The sequence below is a fragment of the Massilia haematophila genome (assembly GCF_042647645.1).
GTDB classification, from domain to species: Bacteria; Pseudomonadota; Gammaproteobacteria; order Burkholderiales; family Burkholderiaceae_D; genus Telluria; species Telluria haematophila.
In genome coordinates, this window is record NZ_JBHRVV010000001.1 from 2,313,960 (window position 1) to 2,333,037 (window position 19,078).

General features: G+C 65.2%; 17 protein-coding genes. 7 read left to right on the plus strand and 10 right to left on the minus strand.

Annotated features, from left to right (window positions below; all coding sequences use genetic code 11):
* Nucleotides 1–187 precede the first annotated feature (187 nt).
* Nucleotides 188–3,106 carry a response regulator gene (locus ACFOPH_RS10275; protein WP_379735086.1) on the plus strand — a complete coding sequence of 973 codons (2,919 nt, stop codon included), beginning with the start codon at nucleotides 188–190 and terminating at the stop codon, nucleotides 3,104–3,106.
* Between the two features lie 24 nt (nucleotides 3,107–3,130).
* Here ACFOPH_RS10275 and ACFOPH_RS10280 read toward each other — a convergent pair whose 3' ends face one another.
* The 3 genes from ACFOPH_RS10280 to apbC all read right to left on the minus strand — a co-directional run bounded on the left by ACFOPH_RS10280 (nucleotide 3,131) and on the right by apbC (nucleotide 6,532).
* On the minus strand, nucleotides 3,131–4,177 hold the full coding sequence (locus ACFOPH_RS10280) for an SDR family oxidoreductase (RefSeq protein ID WP_312553296.1): 1,047 nt from the start codon (nucleotides 4,175–4,177) through the stop codon (nucleotides 3,131–3,133).
* A gap of 221 nt (nucleotides 4,178–4,398) precedes the next feature.
* Nucleotides 4,399–5,427, minus strand: coding sequence for an RNA methyltransferase (locus ACFOPH_RS10285; RefSeq protein ID WP_379735088.1), 1,029 nt, complete (start codon nucleotides 5,425–5,427; stop codon nucleotides 4,399–4,401).
* A 16-nt stretch (nucleotides 5,428–5,443) separates the two neighbouring features.
* Complete coding sequence (gene apbC, locus ACFOPH_RS10290; RefSeq protein WP_312550566.1) at nucleotides 5,444–6,532, minus strand: iron-sulfur cluster carrier protein ApbC; 1,089 nt, start codon at nucleotides 6,530–6,532, stop codon at nucleotides 5,444–5,446.
* 163 nt (nucleotides 6,533–6,695) lie between these two features.
* On the opposite strand from apbC, the gene metG reads away from it, so the two are divergent.
* The 6 genes from metG to ACFOPH_RS10320 all read left to right on the plus strand — a co-directional run bounded on the left by metG (nucleotide 6,696) and on the right by ACFOPH_RS10320 (nucleotide 13,309).
* Nucleotides 6,696–8,843 carry a methionine--tRNA ligase gene (metG, locus tag ACFOPH_RS10295; protein WP_379735090.1) on the plus strand — a complete coding sequence of 716 codons (2,148 nt, stop codon included), beginning with the start codon at nucleotides 6,696–6,698 and terminating at the stop codon, nucleotides 8,841–8,843.
* A gap of 189 nt (nucleotides 8,844–9,032) precedes the next feature.
* The gene (locus tag ACFOPH_RS10300; protein WP_312550564.1) at nucleotides 9,033–10,349 is read left to right on the plus strand and encodes an enoyl ACP reductase FabMG family protein; all 1,317 of its coding nucleotides are present in this window, start codon (nucleotides 9,033–9,035) and stop codon (nucleotides 10,347–10,349) included.
* Between the two features lie 72 nt (nucleotides 10,350–10,421).
* Entirely contained in the window at nucleotides 10,422–10,622 is a 201-nt protein-coding gene (locus ACFOPH_RS10305) for a DUF3460 family protein (RefSeq protein WP_312550563.1), read from the plus strand.
* A gap of 12 nt (nucleotides 10,623–10,634) precedes the next feature.
* Nucleotides 10,635–11,546, plus strand: a complete 912-nt coding sequence (locus ACFOPH_RS10310; protein WP_312550562.1) for a segregation and condensation protein A — start codon at nucleotides 10,635–10,637, stop codon at nucleotides 11,544–11,546.
* Between the two features lie 36 nt (nucleotides 11,547–11,582).
* Nucleotides 11,583–12,422: a pantoate--beta-alanine ligase gene (gene panC, locus ACFOPH_RS10315; protein WP_312550561.1), complete on the plus strand. Its 840-nt coding sequence runs from the start codon at nucleotides 11,583–11,585 to the stop codon at nucleotides 12,420–12,422.
* 122 nt (nucleotides 12,423–12,544) lie between these two features.
* A complete protein-coding gene (locus ACFOPH_RS10320) occupies nucleotides 12,545–13,309 on the plus strand; it encodes a PilZ domain-containing protein (protein WP_379735093.1) in 765 nt (254 codons plus the stop codon).
* A 206-nt stretch (nucleotides 13,310–13,515) separates the two neighbouring features.
* Here ACFOPH_RS10320 and ACFOPH_RS10325 read toward each other — a convergent pair whose 3' ends face one another.
* The 7 genes from ACFOPH_RS10325 to ACFOPH_RS10355 form a co-directional block, all read right to left on the minus strand.
* Entirely contained in the window at nucleotides 13,516–14,721 is a 1,206-nt protein-coding gene (locus ACFOPH_RS10325) for an EAL and HDOD domain-containing protein (RefSeq protein ID WP_312550559.1), read from the minus strand.
* 64 nt (nucleotides 14,722–14,785) lie between these two features.
* Nucleotides 14,786–15,421: a protein phosphatase CheZ gene (gene cheZ / locus ACFOPH_RS10330; RefSeq protein ID WP_312550558.1), complete on the minus strand. Its 636-nt coding sequence runs from the start codon at nucleotides 15,419–15,421 to the stop codon at nucleotides 14,786–14,788.
* A gap of 1 nt (nucleotide 15,422) precedes the next feature.
* Nucleotides 15,423–15,815 carry a chemotaxis response regulator CheY gene (gene cheY, locus ACFOPH_RS10335; RefSeq protein ID WP_192052371.1) on the minus strand — a complete coding sequence of 131 codons (393 nt, stop codon included), beginning with the start codon at nucleotides 15,813–15,815 and terminating at the stop codon, nucleotides 15,423–15,425.
* A 124-nt stretch (nucleotides 15,816–15,939) separates the two neighbouring features.
* Nucleotides 15,940–17,004 carry a protein-glutamate methylesterase/protein-glutamine glutaminase gene (locus ACFOPH_RS10340; RefSeq protein WP_312550557.1) on the minus strand — a complete coding sequence of 355 codons (1,065 nt, stop codon included), beginning with the start codon at nucleotides 17,002–17,004 and terminating at the stop codon, nucleotides 15,940–15,942.
* A 17-nt stretch (nucleotides 17,005–17,021) separates the two neighbouring features.
* Nucleotides 17,022–17,624 carry a chemoreceptor glutamine deamidase CheD gene (gene cheD, locus ACFOPH_RS10345; RefSeq protein WP_312550556.1) on the minus strand — a complete coding sequence of 201 codons (603 nt, stop codon included), beginning with the start codon at nucleotides 17,622–17,624 and terminating at the stop codon, nucleotides 17,022–17,024.
* Between the two features lie 13 nt (nucleotides 17,625–17,637).
* A complete protein-coding gene (locus ACFOPH_RS10350; protein WP_379735096.1) occupies nucleotides 17,638–18,492 on the minus strand; it encodes a CheR family methyltransferase in 855 nt (284 codons plus the stop codon).
* An 80-nt stretch (nucleotides 18,493–18,572) separates the two neighbouring features.
* On the minus strand, nucleotides 18,573–19,064 hold the full coding sequence (locus ACFOPH_RS10355; RefSeq protein ID WP_312550554.1) for a chemotaxis protein CheW: 492 nt from the start codon (nucleotides 19,062–19,064) through the stop codon (nucleotides 18,573–18,575).
* Nucleotides 19,065–19,078 lie beyond the last annotated feature (14 nt).

Sequence of the window (19,078 nt, forward strand, 5' to 3'; positions counted from 1 at the left end):
AAGGCGAGTGTATGCAGGAAATTTCCTACTGGACTTATTCTGGCGCAGACAGAAGACGCTTTTGACGGGCCGAACCCGCGCCATGTGCACCGACGGCCGGGTTGTCATTTTTAAGATTATTCTCCAGGACACCAAAGATGGTCGGATTGGCATAAAATCCGGCGTTTTCAACTTGCGGGAAATCGCGATGTCAACGGCCTCGCCTTTGCTGTCCACCCTGGAAGCCAACCTCACCTCGACGCTGGTTGCGAAAATCCGCGACTTTGCGATCTTCATGCTCTCGCCCGAAGGCCGCGTCGCCACCTGGAATGCCGGCGCCGAGCGCGCCAAGGGCTACGCGGCCGCGGACATCATCGGCCGCTCCTTCGAGTGCTTCTACACCGAGGAAGACCGGGCGGCCGGGGTGCCGCGCCAGGCCCTGGCGACCGCGCAAGCCGAAGGCATCTTCGAAACCACGGGCTGGCGCGTGCGCAAGGACGGCACGCGCTTCTGGGCCCACGTCGTCATCGATCCGCTCTACGACGACAACGGCGCCCTGATCGGTTTCGGCAAGATCACTCGCGACGTCACCCACACGCGCGACGCGCGCGAACGCGAAATGCGCGCCCAGGACGCCCTGCTCCAGGCGCGCACCGAACAGAGCCGCCACCTGCTGCGCCTGGTCGAGCAGGCCCCGGGCTTCGTCTGCTTCTTCCGCGGCCCCGGCCACGTGTACGAACTGCAGAACGAATCGCACCACCGGCTCGCCGGCTACCGCGACATCATCGGCAAGCCGGTGCGCGAGGCCCTGCCCGAACTGGAGGGCCAGGGTTTCTTCGAACTGCTCGACGGCGTCTACACTTCCGGCAAGCCGCACGTCGGCCGCGGCATGCCGCTGGCCGTGCGCGGTACCGATGGCCGCGTGGTCGACAGCTACATCGACTTCGTCTACCAGCCCATCCTCGACGAGAACGGCGAGGTGCTCGGCATCTTCTCGCAGGGCAGCGACGTCACCGAGCAGGTCCTCAACACCCGCTACCTGGCCGAGAAGCAGGCCGAGCTAGAGCAGACCATCGTCGCCCGCACCGAAGCCCTCGAGGATGCGCGCCGTGCGCTGGCGCTGGCCAACGAACTCCAGCTGAGCAATTCCTTCTTCCAGAGCCTGTTCGAACAGGCTCCCGGCTTTATCTGCGTGCTCAAGGGACCTGCGCACGTCTTCGAACTGGCCAACCACGCCTACCGCAACCTGACCGGCAACCGCGACCTGATCGGCAGGAGCGTGCGCGAAGCGCTGCCCGACGCCGACGGCCAGGGTTTCTTCGAGCTGCTGGACAAGGTATACCAGTCCGGCATTCCCGTGGTCGGACAAAGCGTCCAGCTCGAGCTGCGGGAGGGCCCCGGCAAGCTCGTGACTCGTTACATCGACTTCGTCTACCAGCCCATCTTGAACGCGCAGGGCGCGGCGGTCGGCATCTTCGTGCAGGGCACCGACGTCACCAAGCAGAAGCGGGCCCAGGACGAAGTGCAGAAATACCAGAAGGGCCTCGAGAGCCTGGTCGAAGAGCGCACCGCCGAACTGCAGACGGCGCAGGCCGCGCTGCAGCATTCGCAGAAGCTGGAGGCGATCGGCAAGCTGACCGGCGGCGTGGCCCACGACTTCAACAACATCCTCCAGGTCATCGGCGGCAACCTGCAGCTGCTGCGCGACGCCGCCGCGCACGACCAGCAGGCGCTGCGCCAGTTCGATACCGCGCTCGGCGCGGTCGAGCGCGGCGCGAAACTCGCTTCGCAGCTGCTCGCTTTTGCCCGCCGCCAGCCGCTGCAGCCGGTGGTGGTCAACCCGGCCCGCATCGTCCAGCAGATGGACGAACTGCTGCGCCGGGCCCTGGGCGAGACCGTCGCCGTCGAGACGATCCGCGGCGGCGGCCTGTGGAACACCTGCGTCGACCCCTACCAGCTCGAGAACGTCATCCTGAACCTGGCGATCAACGCGCGCGACGCGATGCCCGGTGGCGGCAAGCTGACGATCGAACTGGGCAACGCCATGCTCGACGACGAGTACGTGGCCACGCATCACGACCTCACGCCGGGCCAGTACGTCCTGATCGCGGTGTCGGACAACGGCTGCGGCATGAGCCGCGATGTGCTCGAGCGCGCCTGCGAGCCCTTCTTCACGACCAAGCCGGAAGGCCGCGGCACCGGCCTTGGGCTGTCGATGGCCTATGGCTTCGTGAAGCAGACCGGCGGCCATTTCAAGATCTACAGCGAGCCCGGTCACGGCACCACCATCAAGATGTACTTCCCGCGCTCCTGGAAGGCCGAGGTGAGCGAGCCGATCGTCAAGAGCGGTCCCGCCACCGGCGGCAGCGAGTCCATCCTGGTGGTCGAGGACGATCCCGCGGTCCAGGCGACGGTGGTGGAAATGCTGCGCAGCCTGGGCTACAAGGTGGTCAAGGCGGACAATGCGGCGGACGCGCTGGCGATCCTGAACAGCGGCATGCCGATCGACCTGCTGTTCACCGACGTCGTCATGCCGGGCGAGATGCGCAGCCCGGAACTGGCGCGCCAGGCACGCCTGATCAATCCGGGCATCGAGGTGCTGTTCACCTCGGGCTATACGCAAAATGCGATCGTCCACGGCGGCAAGCTCGACGCCGGCGTGCAGCTGCTGTCCAAGCCCTACGGGCGCGACCAGCTGGCGCGCAAGGTGCGCCAGATGCTGTCGCAACCCGCGGGCGGATCGCCTCCTGCGCCAGAGAGCGCGCCGGTCAGTCCGCTGGAACAGGTCGAGGCGACCCGGCGCGTGCTGTTCGTCGACGACGATCCGGACCTGCTCACCATGAGCTGTTCGGTCCTCGAGATGCTGAACCAGCGCGTCGACGGCGCCGCCAGCCCGGCCGAGGCCCTGGCCCTGCTCGAGCGCAATCAGTACGACGTCCTGATCACCGACTACGAGCTGCCGGGAATGAACGGCGTCGAGCTCGCGCGCCGCGCCAAGGCAGCCCGACCCCGGCTGAAGCTCGTGATCGCCTCGGGCTACGGACAGGTGGAAGGCGCCGCCGGGATCGGCGCACTCAGCGTGCCGAAGCCCTTCTCGCTCGACGACCTGAAGCGGATCCTGGATTAGCCGGCAGCAGCGCCCCCTTGCATTTCAAGGCAACTGCTTGGCGGCCCGCAGCCGCGCGATGGCACGCTCGATCGTGGCCTCGGTCTCGACCGCCTCGGTAAAGCCGGCGCGGCGGATCTTGCCCATGTCCGAGACCATGTCGAATTCGGTATTGAAGACGAAGTCGCCGAACCACCAGCCGACCAGCTTCTCGTAAGGCAGGGTCCGCAGGCCATGCCGCTCCGCGAGGCGCGACCAGGCCGCGCCCTGCAAGGGCATCTGCTTCGCCAGCGAGAAAGGCTGGACCGGGCCGGCTTCCATGCCGAAGGCCGCGGCCACCCGGCGCCAGATGCGCTCCCAGCGGAAAGGCTCGTTGACCAGGTTGAAGGCTTCGCCGCGCGCCGCCGGGTCGAGCGCGGCCCAGACGCTGGCGCGTGCCATCCAGTCGGCATCCGTGGTCTGGGCCAGCACGCCGGAATACACCTTGTGCGTGCCCGGAAAGCGCAGCGGCACGCCTGCTTCCTTGCTGAGCGCGGCGAACACGCCCATCACCATCACGATGTTCATCGGGTTGCCGGCGATGTCGCCGACCACCACGTCCGGGCGCAGGATCGCCCACTCGAAGTCGCCCGCGGCGGCGCGCTCGCGCAGCAGGTCTTCCTGCACATAATAGAAGTTCGGCGTCATGTGGCGCGGATCGTCCTCATAGAACGGCGCCTGGGTCGGGCCCAGGTGCACGCCGTAGACCTTGGCGCCCTGGTAATGCACCACCCGCTGCAGCGGCGCGCTGACCGCCTTCAGGCCGTCGAGCAGGTTGCGCAGCATGCCGCCGTTGATCCGCTCCTCGTCGAGCAGGTCGGCGCCGCCCTTGAGCGCCGCATAGAACACGTGGGTGGTGTCGCGCGCGGCCTGCAGCGCCTGCGCGGTGGCGGCAGCGTCGAGCAGGTCGACCTTGATCGTCTCGACGCCGTCCACGAAAGTGCGCGGCAAGGCGCGCACCTGCCAGTCGGGACGCCCTTTTAGTTCGCGCACGACGGCGTTGCCGATGATGCCGCTGGCGCCGACGACCAGCGCGCTGTACCTGTTGCTCATCCATGCCTCCCGGTGAAAGATCAGGGCATGAGCATAAACGCCGGGCGCGAAGCGCGCCGTCCGCTAAGTACTCGACCGGAAATAAATGTGAATTTTGGCAAACAGAACCGGATGCGGTGCAAGGCGGCGAGTGCGCCGCAGTGCGAGCACTGCAAGCGCGAGCCAACGCAGCAACGCGCCGGTTCTGGCAGCCAAAAACACATTTATTTTTGGGTGAGTACTTAGGCCGTCACGCCGCGCACGGGAATGGTCTTGCGCCCGACCCGCGCCCGCAGCTGGCCGCAGCCGCCGTCGACGTCCTGGCCGGCCGAGTCGCGCAGCTTGGTCAGCACGCCGCGCGCGTGCAGGTGGGCGGCGATCGCCCGCGCCTGGTCCCAGCTCGGACGGCGGTAGTCCAGGTCAGGGATGGTGTTGTAGGGGATCATGTTGAGGATGGCGTACTTGCCCTTCAACAGGGCGACGATGCCGTCCAGCTCGTCCTGGCTGTCGTTCACGCCTTCCAGCAGGGTCCACTGGTACTGGATCGGATAGCCGGACAGGCGCGCGTAGTATTCGCCGAATTCGACCAGTTCCTGCGGCGACAGGCGCGGCGCCCGCGGCAGCAGTTCGGCGCGCAAATCGGCCCGGGTGGTGTGCAGCGACAGCGCCAGCGCCGGTTTCACCCGGCCCTGCGGCAGGCGTTCGAAGGCGCGCGGGTCGCCGACGGTGGAAAATACGAGATTCTTGTGCGGGATGTTGGCCTCGACGCCCAGCAGCTCGATCGCTTCCAGCACGTTGTCGAGGTTATGGGCCGGTTCGCCCATGCCCATGAAGACGACTTTCTTCACCGGCCGCATGCTGCGCGCCAATACCACCTGGGCGACGATTTCGCCGCTGCCGACCTGGCGCAGCAGGCCTTCGCGCCCGGTCATGCAGAAGCGGCAGCCGACCGCGCAGCCGACCTGGCTCGACACGCACACCCCATCGCGCGGCAGCAGCACGGTCTCGACCGCCTGGCCGTCGGCCAGGCCGACCAGCAGGCGCGCCGATCCGTCCTCGGCCGGATGTTCGCTGAGCAGGCGCACCAGACCCGCCAGCTCGGCATCGAGCGCCGGCAAGGCTGCACGTACGGTCTTGGGAAGATAGTCGGCGGGCCGGCGCCGGCCGCGCTCGTGCGGCGCGCCCTGCACCCAGTCGCGCAGGACGCGCGCCTCGTGCTCCGGAAGCGCGCCGAGCGCCCGAAGGCGCTCGCGAAGTGCAGAAATACGCACTTAAAGAGAAAGGTACTTAATCGTTCTTGACGACGATGCTAGGGAACTTGCTGCTCATGTCCTTCGCTTTTTCGGCAACCTTGATGGCAACCTTGCGCGCGATGTCCTTATAGACGGCGGCGACCGGACCATCCGGATCGGCAACCACGGTCGGACGGCCCGAATCGGCCTGCTCGCGGATCGACATGGTCAGCGGCAGCGCGCCGAGGAAGTCGACGCCGAAGTCCTTGCACATCTTTTCGCCGCCGCCGTGGCCGAAGACCGCTTCGGTGTGGCCGCAGTTCGAGCAGATGTGGGTGCTCATGTTTTCCACGACGCCGATGATCGGGATGCCGACCTTCTCGAACATCTTGAGGCCCTTGCGCGCGTCCAGCAGGGCGATGTCCTGCGGGGTGGTGACGATGACGGCGCCGGTGACCGGGACGTTTTGCGACAGGGTCAGCTGGATGTCGCCGGTGCCCGGCGGCATGTCGACGATCAGGTAATCCAGGTCGCGCCAGTTGGTCTGCTGCAGCAACTGCTGCAGGGCCTGGGTGACCATCGGGCCGCGCCAGACCATGGGCTCGTCGGGGTCGATCATGAAGCCGATCGAGGACACCTGCACGCCGTGGTTCTCCAGCGGCTCCATGCTCTTGCCGTCCAGGCTTTCCGGACGAGCATTAATGCCCAGCATCATCGGCTGCGACGGGCCGTAGATGTCGGCGTCGAGCACGCCGACGCTGGCGCCTTCGGCGGCCAGGGCCAGGGCCAGGTTGACGGCGGTGGTCGACTTGCCGACGCCGCCCTTGCCGGAAGCCACCGCAATGATGTTCTTCACGTTCGGCATGACCTTCAGGCCACGCTGCACGGCGTGCGACAGGATTTTCGTCTGGACGCTGACGCTGACGTTGCCGACGCCCGGAATCGCCTTCACGCCGTTCACGGCCGACGTGCGCAGGGCTGCGACCTGGCTCTTGGCCGGGTAGCCCAGTTCGAGGTCGAAGGCGACGTCGGCGCCATCGACCTGGATATTCTTGATCGACCTGGAGGACACGAAGTCCTTGCCCGTATTCGGATCGATAACTTTTGACAATGCCGCTTTGACGTCGTCTGCTGTGATGCTCATGTGAATCTCCGGATGTGATAGCGCGCAGTGTAGCAAAAAACAGGCCCCCGCTTCGGGTGGCTGCCGGAATTGCCTGGAATACCCCCTGGGCAGGTAGGGCCATCCCCGTTAGTGCCATCCGCTGGTAAAATGTTTTCTTTTATCGTCCCGAGCGTTTCCGACCATGACCCGCAAGCTGTTCGTCACCACTGCCCTGCCCTACGCCAATGCCGCCTTCCATATCGGTCACATGATGGAGTACATCCAGGCCGACATCTGGGTCCGCTTCCAGCGAATGCAGCGCGACGGCGACCAGCAACGTCAAGTGCACTTCGTCTGCGCCGACGATACCCATGGTACGCCGATCATGATCGCCGCCGAGAAGGAAGGCATCACGCCGCAGGAATTCGTGGCAAAAATCGCCGCCGGCCGCCCGCAATACCTGAACGGCTTCCACATCGCCTTCGACAACTGGTATTCGACCGATTCGCCGGAAAACGTCGAACTCTCGCAAGCCATCTACCGCAAGCTGCGCGAGGAAGGCCTGATCGTCACCAAGACCGTCGACCGTTTCTACGATCCGGTCAAGGGCATGTTCCTGGCCGACCGCAACATCAAGGGCGAGTGCCCGACCTGCCACGCCAAGGACCAGTACGGCGACAACTGCGAAGTCTGCGGCGCCGCCTACCAGCCGACCGAGCTGATCAATCCGTTCTCGGTGTTCACCGGCTCGACCCCGATCCTGAAGCCGTCGGAACAGTATTTCTTCAAGCTGTCCGACCCGCGCTGCTTCGCCTTCCTGAAGGAATGGCTGAACACCCCGGGCCGCCTGCAGCCGGAAATGGTGAATAAAGTCTCCGAATGGCTGGGCGAAGCCGGCGAAAAGCTGGCCGACTGGGACATTTCCCGTGACGCGCCTTACTTCGGCATCCCGATTCCGGATGCGCCGGGCAAGTTCTTCTACGTCTGGCTGGACGCGCCGGTCGGCTACCTGGCCTCGCTGAAGAACTACTTCGACAAGAACGGCATGGACTTCGAGGCCTTCCTGAAGGACCCGGACGCCGAACAGGTCCACTTCATCGGCAAGGACATCGTGTCCTTCCACCTGCTGTTCTGGCCGGCGATGCTGAATTTCTCGGGTCACCCGATCATCGACAAGCTGAAGGTCGCCGTCCACGGCCACCTGACGGTCAACAACGAAAAGATGTCGAAGTCGCGCGGCACCGGCATCTCGCCGCTGCGCTACCTGGAACTGGGCATGAACCCGGAGTGGCTGCGCTACTACCTGGCGTTCAAGCTGAATGCAAAAGTCGAGGACCTGGACTTCAACGGCGACGACTTCGTGGCCCGCGTCAACAGCGACCTGATCGGCAAGTACGTGAACATCGCCAGCCGTTGCGCCGGCTTCATCGCCAAGAAATTCGACGGCAAGCTGGCGTCCGACCTGTCGGCCGGCGCGCAGGACTGGATCGCGAAGGCCCTGACGGTCGATGGCGCCGAGCGCCAGGTTTCCATCGCCGCCGCCTTCGAGGCGCGCGAATACGGCCGCGCCCTGCGCGAGATCATGGAAATCGCCGACGTCACCAACCAGTACGTCGACGAGAACAAGCCCTGGCTGCTGGCCAAGGACGAAACGAAAGTCGCCGAGCTGCACGAAGTCTGCACCGTCGCCCTGATCCTGTTCCGCCAGCTGACCGTGATGCTGTCGCCGGTGCTGCCGCAGGTGGCCGCGCGCGTCGCCGAATTCCTGGGCGACGCCGCGTTCTCCTGGGCCGACACGCAAGGCGCGGCCGTCTACGACACCATGCTGGGCCGCACCATCGGCGTCTATAGCCACCTGATGCAGCGCGTCGATGCGAAGATGATCGAGAACCTGTTCGACAAGCCTGCCCCGAACCCGGCCTCGGACGCCGTTCTCCAAGCCGAAGCAGCCAGCGACGCCACCGCCGTTGAGGCAGCTCCGGCAGGCGCCGACATCGAGGAACTCGCGCCGGAAATCTCGATCGATGATTTCGCGAAGATCGATCTGCGCGTGGCCAGGATCGTCAACTGCGAACACGTCGAAGGCGCCGGCAAGCTGCTGCGCCTGACGCTGGACGTGGGCGAAGGCCGCCACCGCAACGTGTTCTCGGGTATCAAATCGGCGTTCAAGCCGGAAGACCTGGTCGGCAAGCTGACGGTGATGGTCGCCAACCTGGCCCCGCGCAAGATGAAGTTCGGCATCTCGGAAGGCATGGTGCTGTGCGCATCGAGCGCCGACGAGAAAGCCAATCCGGGCCTGTACCTGCTCGATCCGATGCCGGGCGCGACCCCGGGCATGCGCATCCGCTAAGCAAGGTTCGGTACAACAAGAACCGGTCCGCCAGCCCGCGCAGGCGGGTTGCGCAGGACTGCGAAATCCTTCCGCCGCCTCTGAGGAAACACATTCCCCGGGCGCAAGGCGGCGTTATAATGCCGTGTTTTTCCAGAAACTTGCGCTCCAGACGCCCCCTTCAAACTCTTTTGATAGGCAGATAATAAAATGACCGAATTGAATCCCCTCCGTCATATTCCACAAGCCAATGTGTTCCGCAAGGGCGACGTCTTCGTTCTCTTCGGCGAACTGTTCGGCCGTGGCTACGTGAATGGCCTGATCGATGAGGCGCGCAAGGCGGGCATGACCATCGTCGGCATCACCGTCGGCCGCCGCGACGAGTCCGGCGCCCTGCGCGCCCTGACCGCCGAGGAACACGCGGAAGCGGAAGAAAAGCTGGGTGGCCGCATCGTCAACATCCCGCTGATGGCCGGCTTCGACATGGATGCCCCGGAGGGCGAGCAGAACCCGACCGAACTGCTGTCGGGTATCAAGCTGAAAACCTGGCAAGACGACAAGCTGGACTGGGAAAAGATCGAGCGCTGCCGCGAAGCCGGCGTGCGCCGCTTCACCACCAGCGCGGCCCAGGCCATGGCCGAGATCGATAAACTGATCCCGGAAGGCGCCAACGTCTTCTTCGCCCACACCATGGCCGGCGGCATCCCGAAGATCAAGGCTTTCCTGGCGATCGCCAACCGCATCTACAAGGGCCGCGGCGAGCGCTTCGAATCCTCGCGCGCCCTGCTCGACAGCGACCTGGGCAAGCTGATCCTGATGAACTTCGACGAAGTCACGGCCAATACGCTCAAGTACCTGATCGATGCCTCCGCGCCGATCCGCGAGCGCGTCAAGAAAGCCGGTGGCGAAGTGCGCTACACCGCCTACGGCTACCACGGCACCGAGATCCTGATCGGCGGCCAGTACGTCTGGCAGACCTACACCAACTACACCCAGGGCTACGCCAAGATGCGCCTGGAAAGCATCGCCGAAGCCGCCTGGAAGGATGGCATCGCCGCGACCGTCTTCAACTGCCCGGAAATCCGCACCAACTCGTCGGACATCTTCGTCGGCGTCGAACTCTCGCTGTTCCCGCTGCTGCTGGCCCTGAAGAAGGAAGGCGGCGGCGAATGGGCAGAGAAGCAATGGGCGATCTGCCAGGACCTGCTGGGCGAAGGCACCTCGCTGCAGTCGCTGCTCGACACCATCGAGCAATACAACAACGACGCCACCAGCGCCCAGTTCCGCAATTTCGAAGCCTGGCCGATGGACAACACCCCGGCCCTGGCCGAGGTCATGATCGGCACCTCGGAAGCCATCACCGACCTGCACAAGGACAAGAAGGCCCTGATCACCGACCACCTGTCCTCGCTGGTGCTGGAAGGCGCCGGTCCGCTGATGTTCCACGGCGCGTCGGAAAAGATCGCCCCGGTGCTGTGGCTGAACCACGACATCATCGCCCGCCAGCTGAACGCGCTGCATTCGTAAACCTTGACGCCGGGGCTGCCGGGCAGAACAATCTGCCTCGCCGTCCCGGCTTTCTTTTTATTGAGCAAGAAAATGCCTAAATTTACCGGTTACGTTTCCGACCACACCAAGTTCATCGAAGAGCTGAAGTCCAAGACCCCTGGCATGGAGCAGCGCCAGATCGAAGGCCGCAACCTGCTGTGGGACAAGGCGCCGATCTCGCTGGACGAACAGGCGCGCATCCAGGAATCGCGCCTGCGCCAGCAAGCCTACCCGTACCAGTCCAAGGTCTAAGGCACCACAGGCATGACGCCGCAGCAGGCCACGCCGGGCGCAGCGCCCGAAGCGCTGGCCGACCCCGTGCAGGAGATGGGCGTGCCGGGCGTCGCCACGCCGGGTGTCGCTACGCCGGACGCCACCGCGCTCGACGATGCGGCCGCCGCCGCCATTGCGCGGCTGTACGGCGAACCGTTGCTGCGCATGCCCAACGACCTCTACATTCCGCCCGACGCGCTCGAGATCTTCCTCGACGCCTTCGAGGGGCCGCTCGACCTGCTGCTCTACCTGATCCGCCGGCAGAACTTCAACATCCTCGATATCCCGATGGCGCAGGTGACCCTGCAATACCTGGAGTACGTGGAACAGATCCGGCAAAGCAACCTGGAGCTGGCGGCCGAGTACCTCTTGATGGCGGCCATGCTGATCGAGATCAAGTCGCGCATGTTGCTACCCAAAAGGCAGGACGACCTGGTCGAGGACGTCGGCGACCCGCGCGCCGAGCTGGTGCGCCGGCTGCTGGAATACGAGCAGATCAAGCTGGCCGCCGTACAGCTGGGCACGCTGCCGCAGGAAGGGCGCGACTTCCAGCGTCCCTCGCTGCCGGTCGAACAGGGCCTGGCGCCGGTGCTGCCGCACGTCGATCCGCACGACCTGCAGCGCGCCTGGCTCGACGTGCTACGCCGGGCAAAGCTGACCCAGCACCACCGCATCGGGCGCCAGGAACTGTCGGTGCGCGAGCACATGTCGGCCATCCTGCGTACACTGCAGTCGCAGCGCTTCGTCGAATTCGGCGAACTGTTCGCCGGCCACGCCACGGTGCCCATCGTGGTCGTGCATTTCGTCGCCCTGCTCGAGCTGGCCAAGGAAACCCTGGTCGAAATCACCCAGGCCGAACCGTTCGCGCCGATCTACGTGCGCCTGGCCTATTCGCCGGCCTGAAGGCCCGGGCGCTCTCTACTTTCGCACACACTCACCATGAAAATCATCTCCACCATTGACGAATTGCGCGACCAGCTGCGCGGCCAACTGCGCACCGCTTTCGTGCCGACGATGGGCAACCTGCACGAAGGCCACCTGTCGCTGATGCGCCTGGCGCGCAAGCACGGCGACCCAGTGGTCGCCTCCATCTTCGTCAATCGCCTGCAGTTCGGCCCGAACGAGGACTTCGACAAGTACCCGCGCACCTTCCAGGCCGACGTCGAGAAACTGGAAAAGGAAGGCGTCTACGTGCTGTTCGCGCCGACCGAGAAGGACCTGTACCCGGAGCCCCAGGAATACCGCGTGCAGCCGCCCGACACCCTCGGCAACACGCTGGAAGGCGAATTCCGTCCGGGCTTCTTCAACGGCGTGTGCACGGTGGTGACCAAGCTGTTCTCCTGCGTGCAGCCGCGCGTGGCGGTGTTCGGCAAGAAGGACTACCAGCAGTTGATGATCGTGCGTAACATGGCGCGCCAGTTCGCCCTGCCGACCGAGATCATCGGCGCCGAGACCTACCGTGCCGAAGATGGCCTGGCCCTGTCCTCGCGCAACATGTACCTGTCGCCGGAAGAACGCGCCGAAGCGCCGGCGCTGTACGCCGCGCTGAATTTCGTCGCGGGCGAGATGCGCGCCGGCCACCTCGACACATTCTCGGTCGAGCGCGACGCGATGGCCCAGCTGTCGAGCCGCGGCTGGAAGCCGGACTACATCTCGGTGCGCAAGCGCATCGACCTGCAGCCGCCTTCGGCCGGCGACCTGGCGCAGGGCACGCCGCTGGTGGTGCTGGCCGCCGCCAAGCTCGGCACCACGCGCCTGATCGACAACCTCGAAATCTGAGGACCACGGCGGCGCTGCACTTTTGCAAATAACTATTTATTTTTTGCAACATCATGCACGGCGGTTTATACTGCCGTGCACCGGCAAAACAGCCGGAGATATTCGCTGCAAGGATAGTCGCCGTGACCGATTCCCCCTCCCGTCCGCCCCGCAAAGGGCCGCCCCGTCCCGCTGACGTACTGGCGCGCATGGCGCCGAACGCGTCGCCGCACGCGATGCGCGACCCCTTCGACATCGGCGAGACCTTCACCGCCCTGGCCGACACCGGCGAGCCCCTGACCATCTATCCGGCCAACCTGCCGGAGCCGCGGCTGGCGCGCATCGCGTCGGTCGATCCGGAAGAGCCGCACTTCGTGCTCGACCTGGTCGGCGACGAGCCGCTGGCGTCCGGCCGCGCCACCTTCGTCGCCGCGCTGGGCGGCAACGCCAAGCTGCAGTTCGAGCTGGAAAGCGATTGGGCCGCCCTGCCCGGCCAGCCGAACATGGTACCTGCCGTGTTCCCGGAATCCTGCCTGGTGCTGAACCGGCGCTCGGCCCAGCGCTGCGATACGCCGCTGAACGGCAACTACGCCGCCACCTTCACCCTGCTCAACAAGCAGTACGAACTGCCGCTGTGCGACTACTCGACCGGCGGCGTCGGCCTGCGCGCCACGCCCGACCAGGCGGTGGGCCTCCACGTCGGCAAGAAGCTGAAGGGCGTGCGCCTGCAGTTGGGACCGGCGCTGGTGATCGTCGCCGACCTCGAAGTGCGCCTGCTGCGGCCTTTCCGTAGCTTCCTGCTGGGCGAGCAGGTGCAGATCGGCTGCAGTTTCGAGCAGATCGAGATGCAGATGCACCAGCAGTTGCAGCGGCTGATCGGCAGCGGGCGCGATCGCCAGCCGGCTTGAGAGATTTGAGGTTGCCGTTGTAGGGTGGGCACTCGTGCCCACGCGGTACGGCGCTTGCGATGCGCTGAAGTCCGCAGGATGGGAGAAGCCCGCTTAGGGACCTTGGATGAGGGCGCGTCAATGCATGTCGTGAGACCGCGTGGGCACAAGTGCCCACCCTACGAAAAGCATGAACCGATCACGCATGCGGGCGAAGAACCTTTCCCTTACTGTGTCACCGCCTGCGCCCAGGCCAGCGCCGACAGGTGCGCCTTGTTGACTTCCAGCGGGCTGAGGTCGAGCGCGGCGGCGAGCGAACCCACCAGGTTCGAGCTCAGTTCGCAGGCTTCGGCCAACGCCAGGTAAGGCCCGTACAGGCCGTCGCGCGCGAGCAGCGCGCGCACCACTTCCGCCGGCAGCGGCACGGTGTCGAGCACTTCCTTCATCGGCAGGCCGAGCAGGCGGTCGAGCAGCGAGAACATGCCGGCGACGAACAGGTTCTCGGCTTCGCCCTTGGCCAGGGCCTTCTGGCCAAGGAGCTCGGTCAGGCGCCCGCGCACCACCGCCGTCTCCATCAGCACCGGCGAATAGCCGCTGGTGCTGGCGCTCGCCAGCAGCAGGGTCAGCCAGCGGTAGAGCGGCGCGTAGCCCATCAGGGCGATCGCCTGGCGGAGTGATTGCACCTCGCGGCCGGCGCCGAAGCCGGCCGAGTTGATGTTGCGCAGCAGCTTGTAGGTCAGCGCCGGGTCGCGCTTGAGCACGCCCTCCAGCTTCGGGATGTCCTCGTTCTCCTGCACCATCTGCATCAGCTGCAGGATGATGGCCTGGGTCGGGTTCAGGCCCTTGACCGGGTTGCCCGGACGCGGCGTCAGGTGCAGCTTGCCGACGAAGGCTTCCAGCCCCAGTGCGGCGCAGGCATCGTAGTCGATCCAGTTGCTCACCGGCCGGCCGATCATGCGCAGCGAGGATTGCTTGGCCGCGGCATAGGTGCGGGCCTGCTCGGCCACGTCGATGCCGGCGAAGCGCATCTCGACGTGGGAAGCGTAGGGCACCAAGGCTTTGGTGAGGTTGCCGACTTCCAGGCCGCGCAGCGAAATGCCGACACCGCCGGCGCGTACCGCCTGCACGGCGGCGCGGGTGTCCGGGTCCATCAGGTAACGCGCCTGCAGGCTCAGCACGGTGCGCTCGGGCGGCAACGCGAACAGCGCGTCGGTCGAGAGCATGGCGGGAACGGCGTCGAGGAACAGGACCTTGTCGCGCAGCAGCCAGCCGTGCTCCTCGTGCTGGACGTGGGCGGCGACGAAGCCGACCAGTTGTTCCAGGTCGGTGTCGAGGACCGGCTGGCCGCCCTGCTGCCAGAGCAGCTCGTAGCCGATGACGCGCTGCGCGGGATCGAGCAGCGGTTCGCGAACGATGTAGTTTTTGTGGTGCATGAAAAGCGGCGCGAATGGAACAGAAGGCCGGAACAGGCATCCGGACGGCGCGTCCAGCCCCCGGTCAGAACCCGAGGCTGTCGAGCAGGTCGTCGACCTGGCCCTGGTCGGCCACGACGTCGGTGTTGCCCTCGGGCTTGATCTGCGGCCCGTTCAGCAGGCCGCTGTCCAGCTCGCGCTTGATTTCGCTCGGCGCGAAGTCGATCAGCACCTGCACCAGCTGCTTTTCCAGGTCTTGCGCGATCGAGGTGATCTTGCCGATCACCTGGCCGGTCAGGTCCTGGAAGTCCTGGGCCATCATGATGTCCATCAGCTGGCCGCGGGTGGCGACGGCCGCCCGTTCGGATTCGGCGAGCGAGGCCATGGTGCGCTCGGCCAGGGCGCGCCAGCCGGCATCGCCCTCAGGCTGGCTGTCGAGCAGGGCCTGCCACTGGCCGCGCAGCTCGGCACTGCGGGTTTCGATGCCGTCCTGCAGGGGGCCGGCCGTATCGGTGGCGTCGAGCACGCGCTTGGCGGACTGCTCCGACAGGCGCGCCACGTAATCGAGGCGGTCGCGCGCGTCGGGAATGTCGCTGGCGGCCTTCTCGATCAGCTTGTCCAGGCCCAGGCCGCGCAGGCTGTCGTGCAGCGCGCGCGTCATGTGGCCGATGCGGCTTAGCATCTCTTCCTGGGAAGCCGCGTCCAGCGTCTGCTCCGACATGTCAGGCCTTTTCCATCTTCTCGAAGATCTTGTTCAGCTTCTCGTCGAGCGTGGCGGCCGTGAACGGCTTGACCACGTAGCCGCTGGCGCCCGCCTGGGCGGCGGCGATGATGTTTTCCTTCTTCGCTTCCGCGGTCACCATCAGCACCGGCAGCTTGGCCAGCGCGGGATCGGCGCGGATGTTCTGCAGCATGGTCAGCCCGTCCATGTTGGGCATGTTCCAGTCCGAGACCACGAAGTCGAACTGCTCGCTGCGCAGCTTGGCCAGGGCCATGACGCCGTCTTCCGCTTCGTCGACGTTGGCGTAACCCAGTTCTTTCAACAAGTTCCGGACGATGCGCCGCATCGTCGAGAAATCGTCAACAACTAGGAAACGCATCTTTGGATCAGCCATGAATTACTCCGTTGATTCTTTTACTATGGTTAGTGTGGCTTGAGGCGCTGCAACAAGCAGCCTCAAGGATAGCATTTTTGTTGCCGTACGGCGATAAAACCGGTGTAAAACGCAACGATCCGGATCAAACCCGCAACGCGCGTCCGCCCTGGGCCGCGAGGTGTCCCAGCACCAGTCCGGGCAAGGCTTGCAGGGGCGCCACTTCGTGGGCGGCGCCGATCGCGATCGCCTCGCGCGGCATGCCGAACACGACACAGGAGGCCTCGTCCTGGGCGAAGTTGTGCGCGCCGGCGTTTTTCATCTCCAGCATACCAGCAGCGCCGTCCTTACCCATGCCCGTCAGGATCACGCCGACCGCGTTCTTGCCCGCAGCCAAGGCCGCCGAACGGAACAGCACGTCGACCGACGGCCGGTGCCGGTTGACCGGATCGGTCTGTTCGATCCTGGTCATGTAGTTGGCGCCCGAGCGCGTGAGCAGCAGGTGCGAATGACCCGGCGCGATGTAGGCATGGCCCGGCAGGATACGCTCGTTGCCGGCCGCTTCGGTCACGCTGATCCGGCACAGCGAGTCGAGACGCCGCGCAAACGAACTGGTGAAGCCTTCCGGCATGTGCTGGGCGATCAGGATGCCCGGGCAGTCCGACGGCATCTGCATCAGGAATTCGCGGATCGCCTCGGTGCCGCCGGTGGAGGCGCCGATGATGATCAGCTTCTCCGACGAGATCAACGGACTGCGCAGCGCCTGCAGCGTACTCGGGGCCGGGGCCTGGTGCACGCTGCGCGCCCTGACACGGGCGCGCGCGGCGGCGCGGATCTTGTCGGTGATCAGTTCGGTGTACTCGCGCATGCCGGTCTGGATCGAGATCTTCGGCTTGGTCACGAAGTCGACCGCGCCCAGTTCCAGTGCGCGCATCGTGATCTCGGAACCGCGCTCGGTCAGCGAGGACACCATCAGCACCGGCATCGGGCGCAGGCGCATCAGCTTTTCCAGGAAGTCGAGGCCGTCCATCTTCGGCATCTCGACGTCGAGGGTGAGCACGTCGGGGTTGTGTTTCTTGATCAGTTCGCGCGCCACCAGGGGATCGGGCGCGGTCGCCACGACTTCCATGTCGGTTTGCGAATTGACGATCTCGCTCATCACGCTGCGGATCAGGGCCGAATCGTCGACGATCAGTACCTTGGTTTTCATCGTCTTTCCTTTCGGGGTCAGAACAGGTCGATTTCGCCGCCGACGGGCTCGACCTTGAGACGCTTGGCGTAGTCGAGCTCGCGCTTGGCCAGCGTATCGTTCTGGGTTTGCATCAATTTCTTTACTAACACCTTGCCCGTGCGCGGGAAGAAGTACACCTTGCGCGGGTAGATGTCGTTCAGGTCCTCGGCCAGCACCGGGATCCGCTCGGTCTTCAGGAACTGGGTCACGAAGGCGGCGTTGCGCTCGCCCACGTTCATGGCGGTGAAGCCGCGCAGCACGGCGCCGCCGCCGAACACCTTCGCTTCCAGGTTCTCGCGGCGCGCCCCCGCCTTGAGCAGGTCGTTGATCAGGACTTCCATCGCATAGCTGCCGTAGCGCATCGACGCCGACACCGGGCTGCCGGCGTCGCCGCCGCCGTCGGGCAGCATGAAGTGGTTCATGCCGCCCAGGCCGGTGATGCGGTCGCGGATGCAGGCCGACACGCAGGAGCCGAGCACGGTCACGATCAGCATGTTCTTGCCGGTGTAGTAGTACTCGCCCGGCAGGATCTTGGCCGCCTCGACGTCGAAAGTGCGGTCGTAATAGACGTTGGTGGCGAAGTGGCTGTTCGAATGCATGGTGGAGTACGCTTCAGGCGCCCTTGCCGTTGAGTTCATAGACCGTCTTGCCGCGCAGGCGCAGCGAGTCGGAAACGTAGAGGAAATTCTCGGAGTGGCCGGCGAACAGCAGCGCATGCGGCTTCATCAGCGGCACGAAGCGCGACAGGATCTTGCGCTGGGTGTTCTTGTCAAAATAAATCATGACGTTGCGGCAGAAAATCGCATCGAACTGGCCGCTCACCGGCCAGCTGTCGGCCAGCAGGTTCAGTTGCCGGAACGTGACCAGCTGGCGCAGTTCCGGGCGCACCCGCACCATGCCTTCATGGCGGCCCTTACCGCGCAGGAAGAAGCGCTTGAGCCGCTCCTGCGACATCTTCTCCACCCGCTCGACGCCGTACACGCCCTCGCTGGCCGTGGCCAGCACGTTGGTGTCGATGTCGGTGGCGACGATCTGCACGTTCGGCGTGAGCGTGTTGAAGGCTTCGCACACGGTCATGGCGATCGAGTACGGCTCCTCGCCGGTCGAGCTGGCCGAGCACCAGATCGTGAGCGGTTCGCCGGCACGGCCACGCAGGCGCAGCACGTGCTCGGCCAGCAGCGGGAAGTGGTGGGCTTCGCGGAAGAACGAGGTCAGGTTGGTGGTCAGCGCATTCGTGAAGGCTTCCCACTCCTGCTCCATGCGGCCGGCTTCCAGGCCGTCGAGGTAGGTCGCGAACGACTGGATGCCGGTGGCGCGCAGGCGCCGCGCCAGGCGGCTGTAGACCATTTCCTCCTTGCTGTCGGCCAGCGAGATGCCGGCCTGGCGGTAGATCAGGGCGCGCACCCGCTCGAAGTCGGCGCGCGTGAAGTCAAATTCCTTGACCGTGTCGGATTTATGTAGCGGCACTTTGCCTTACCTTCGTGTTCGTTGCGGGTGTCAGTACGAGCCCGCGATTGCCTTGCTCGGTGCCCTACCCTGCCCGCCGGTTAAGCGGCCAGCTTGTCGACCAGGCCCATCTCGGCCGACGACATCAGGCGGTCGATGTCGACCAGGATCAGCATGCGCTCGTCCACGGTGCCCAGGCCGATCAGGTAGTCGGTGCTGAAGGCGGTGCCCATGTCCGGCGCCGGCTTGATCTGGTCCGGGGTCAGGGTCGTGACGTCGGACACGCTGTCGACCACCATGCCCATCACGCGGCCGCCGATGTTCAGGATGATGACGACGGTGAACTGGTCGTAGGTCGGGGTGCCGAGATTGAACTTGATGCGCATGTCCACCACCGGGATGATGATGCCGCGCAGGTTGATCACGCCCTTGATGAATTCGGGGGCGTTGGCGATCCGGGTCACGGCTTCGTAGCCGCGGATTTCCTGCACTTTCAGGATGTCGATGCCGTACTCTTCCGAGCCGAGGGTGAAGGCCAGGTATTCGAGTCCGGCGTCGGCGCCCTGCGCCGGGTTATGTTGGGTAATGGACATGTTTTTCCTTTTGT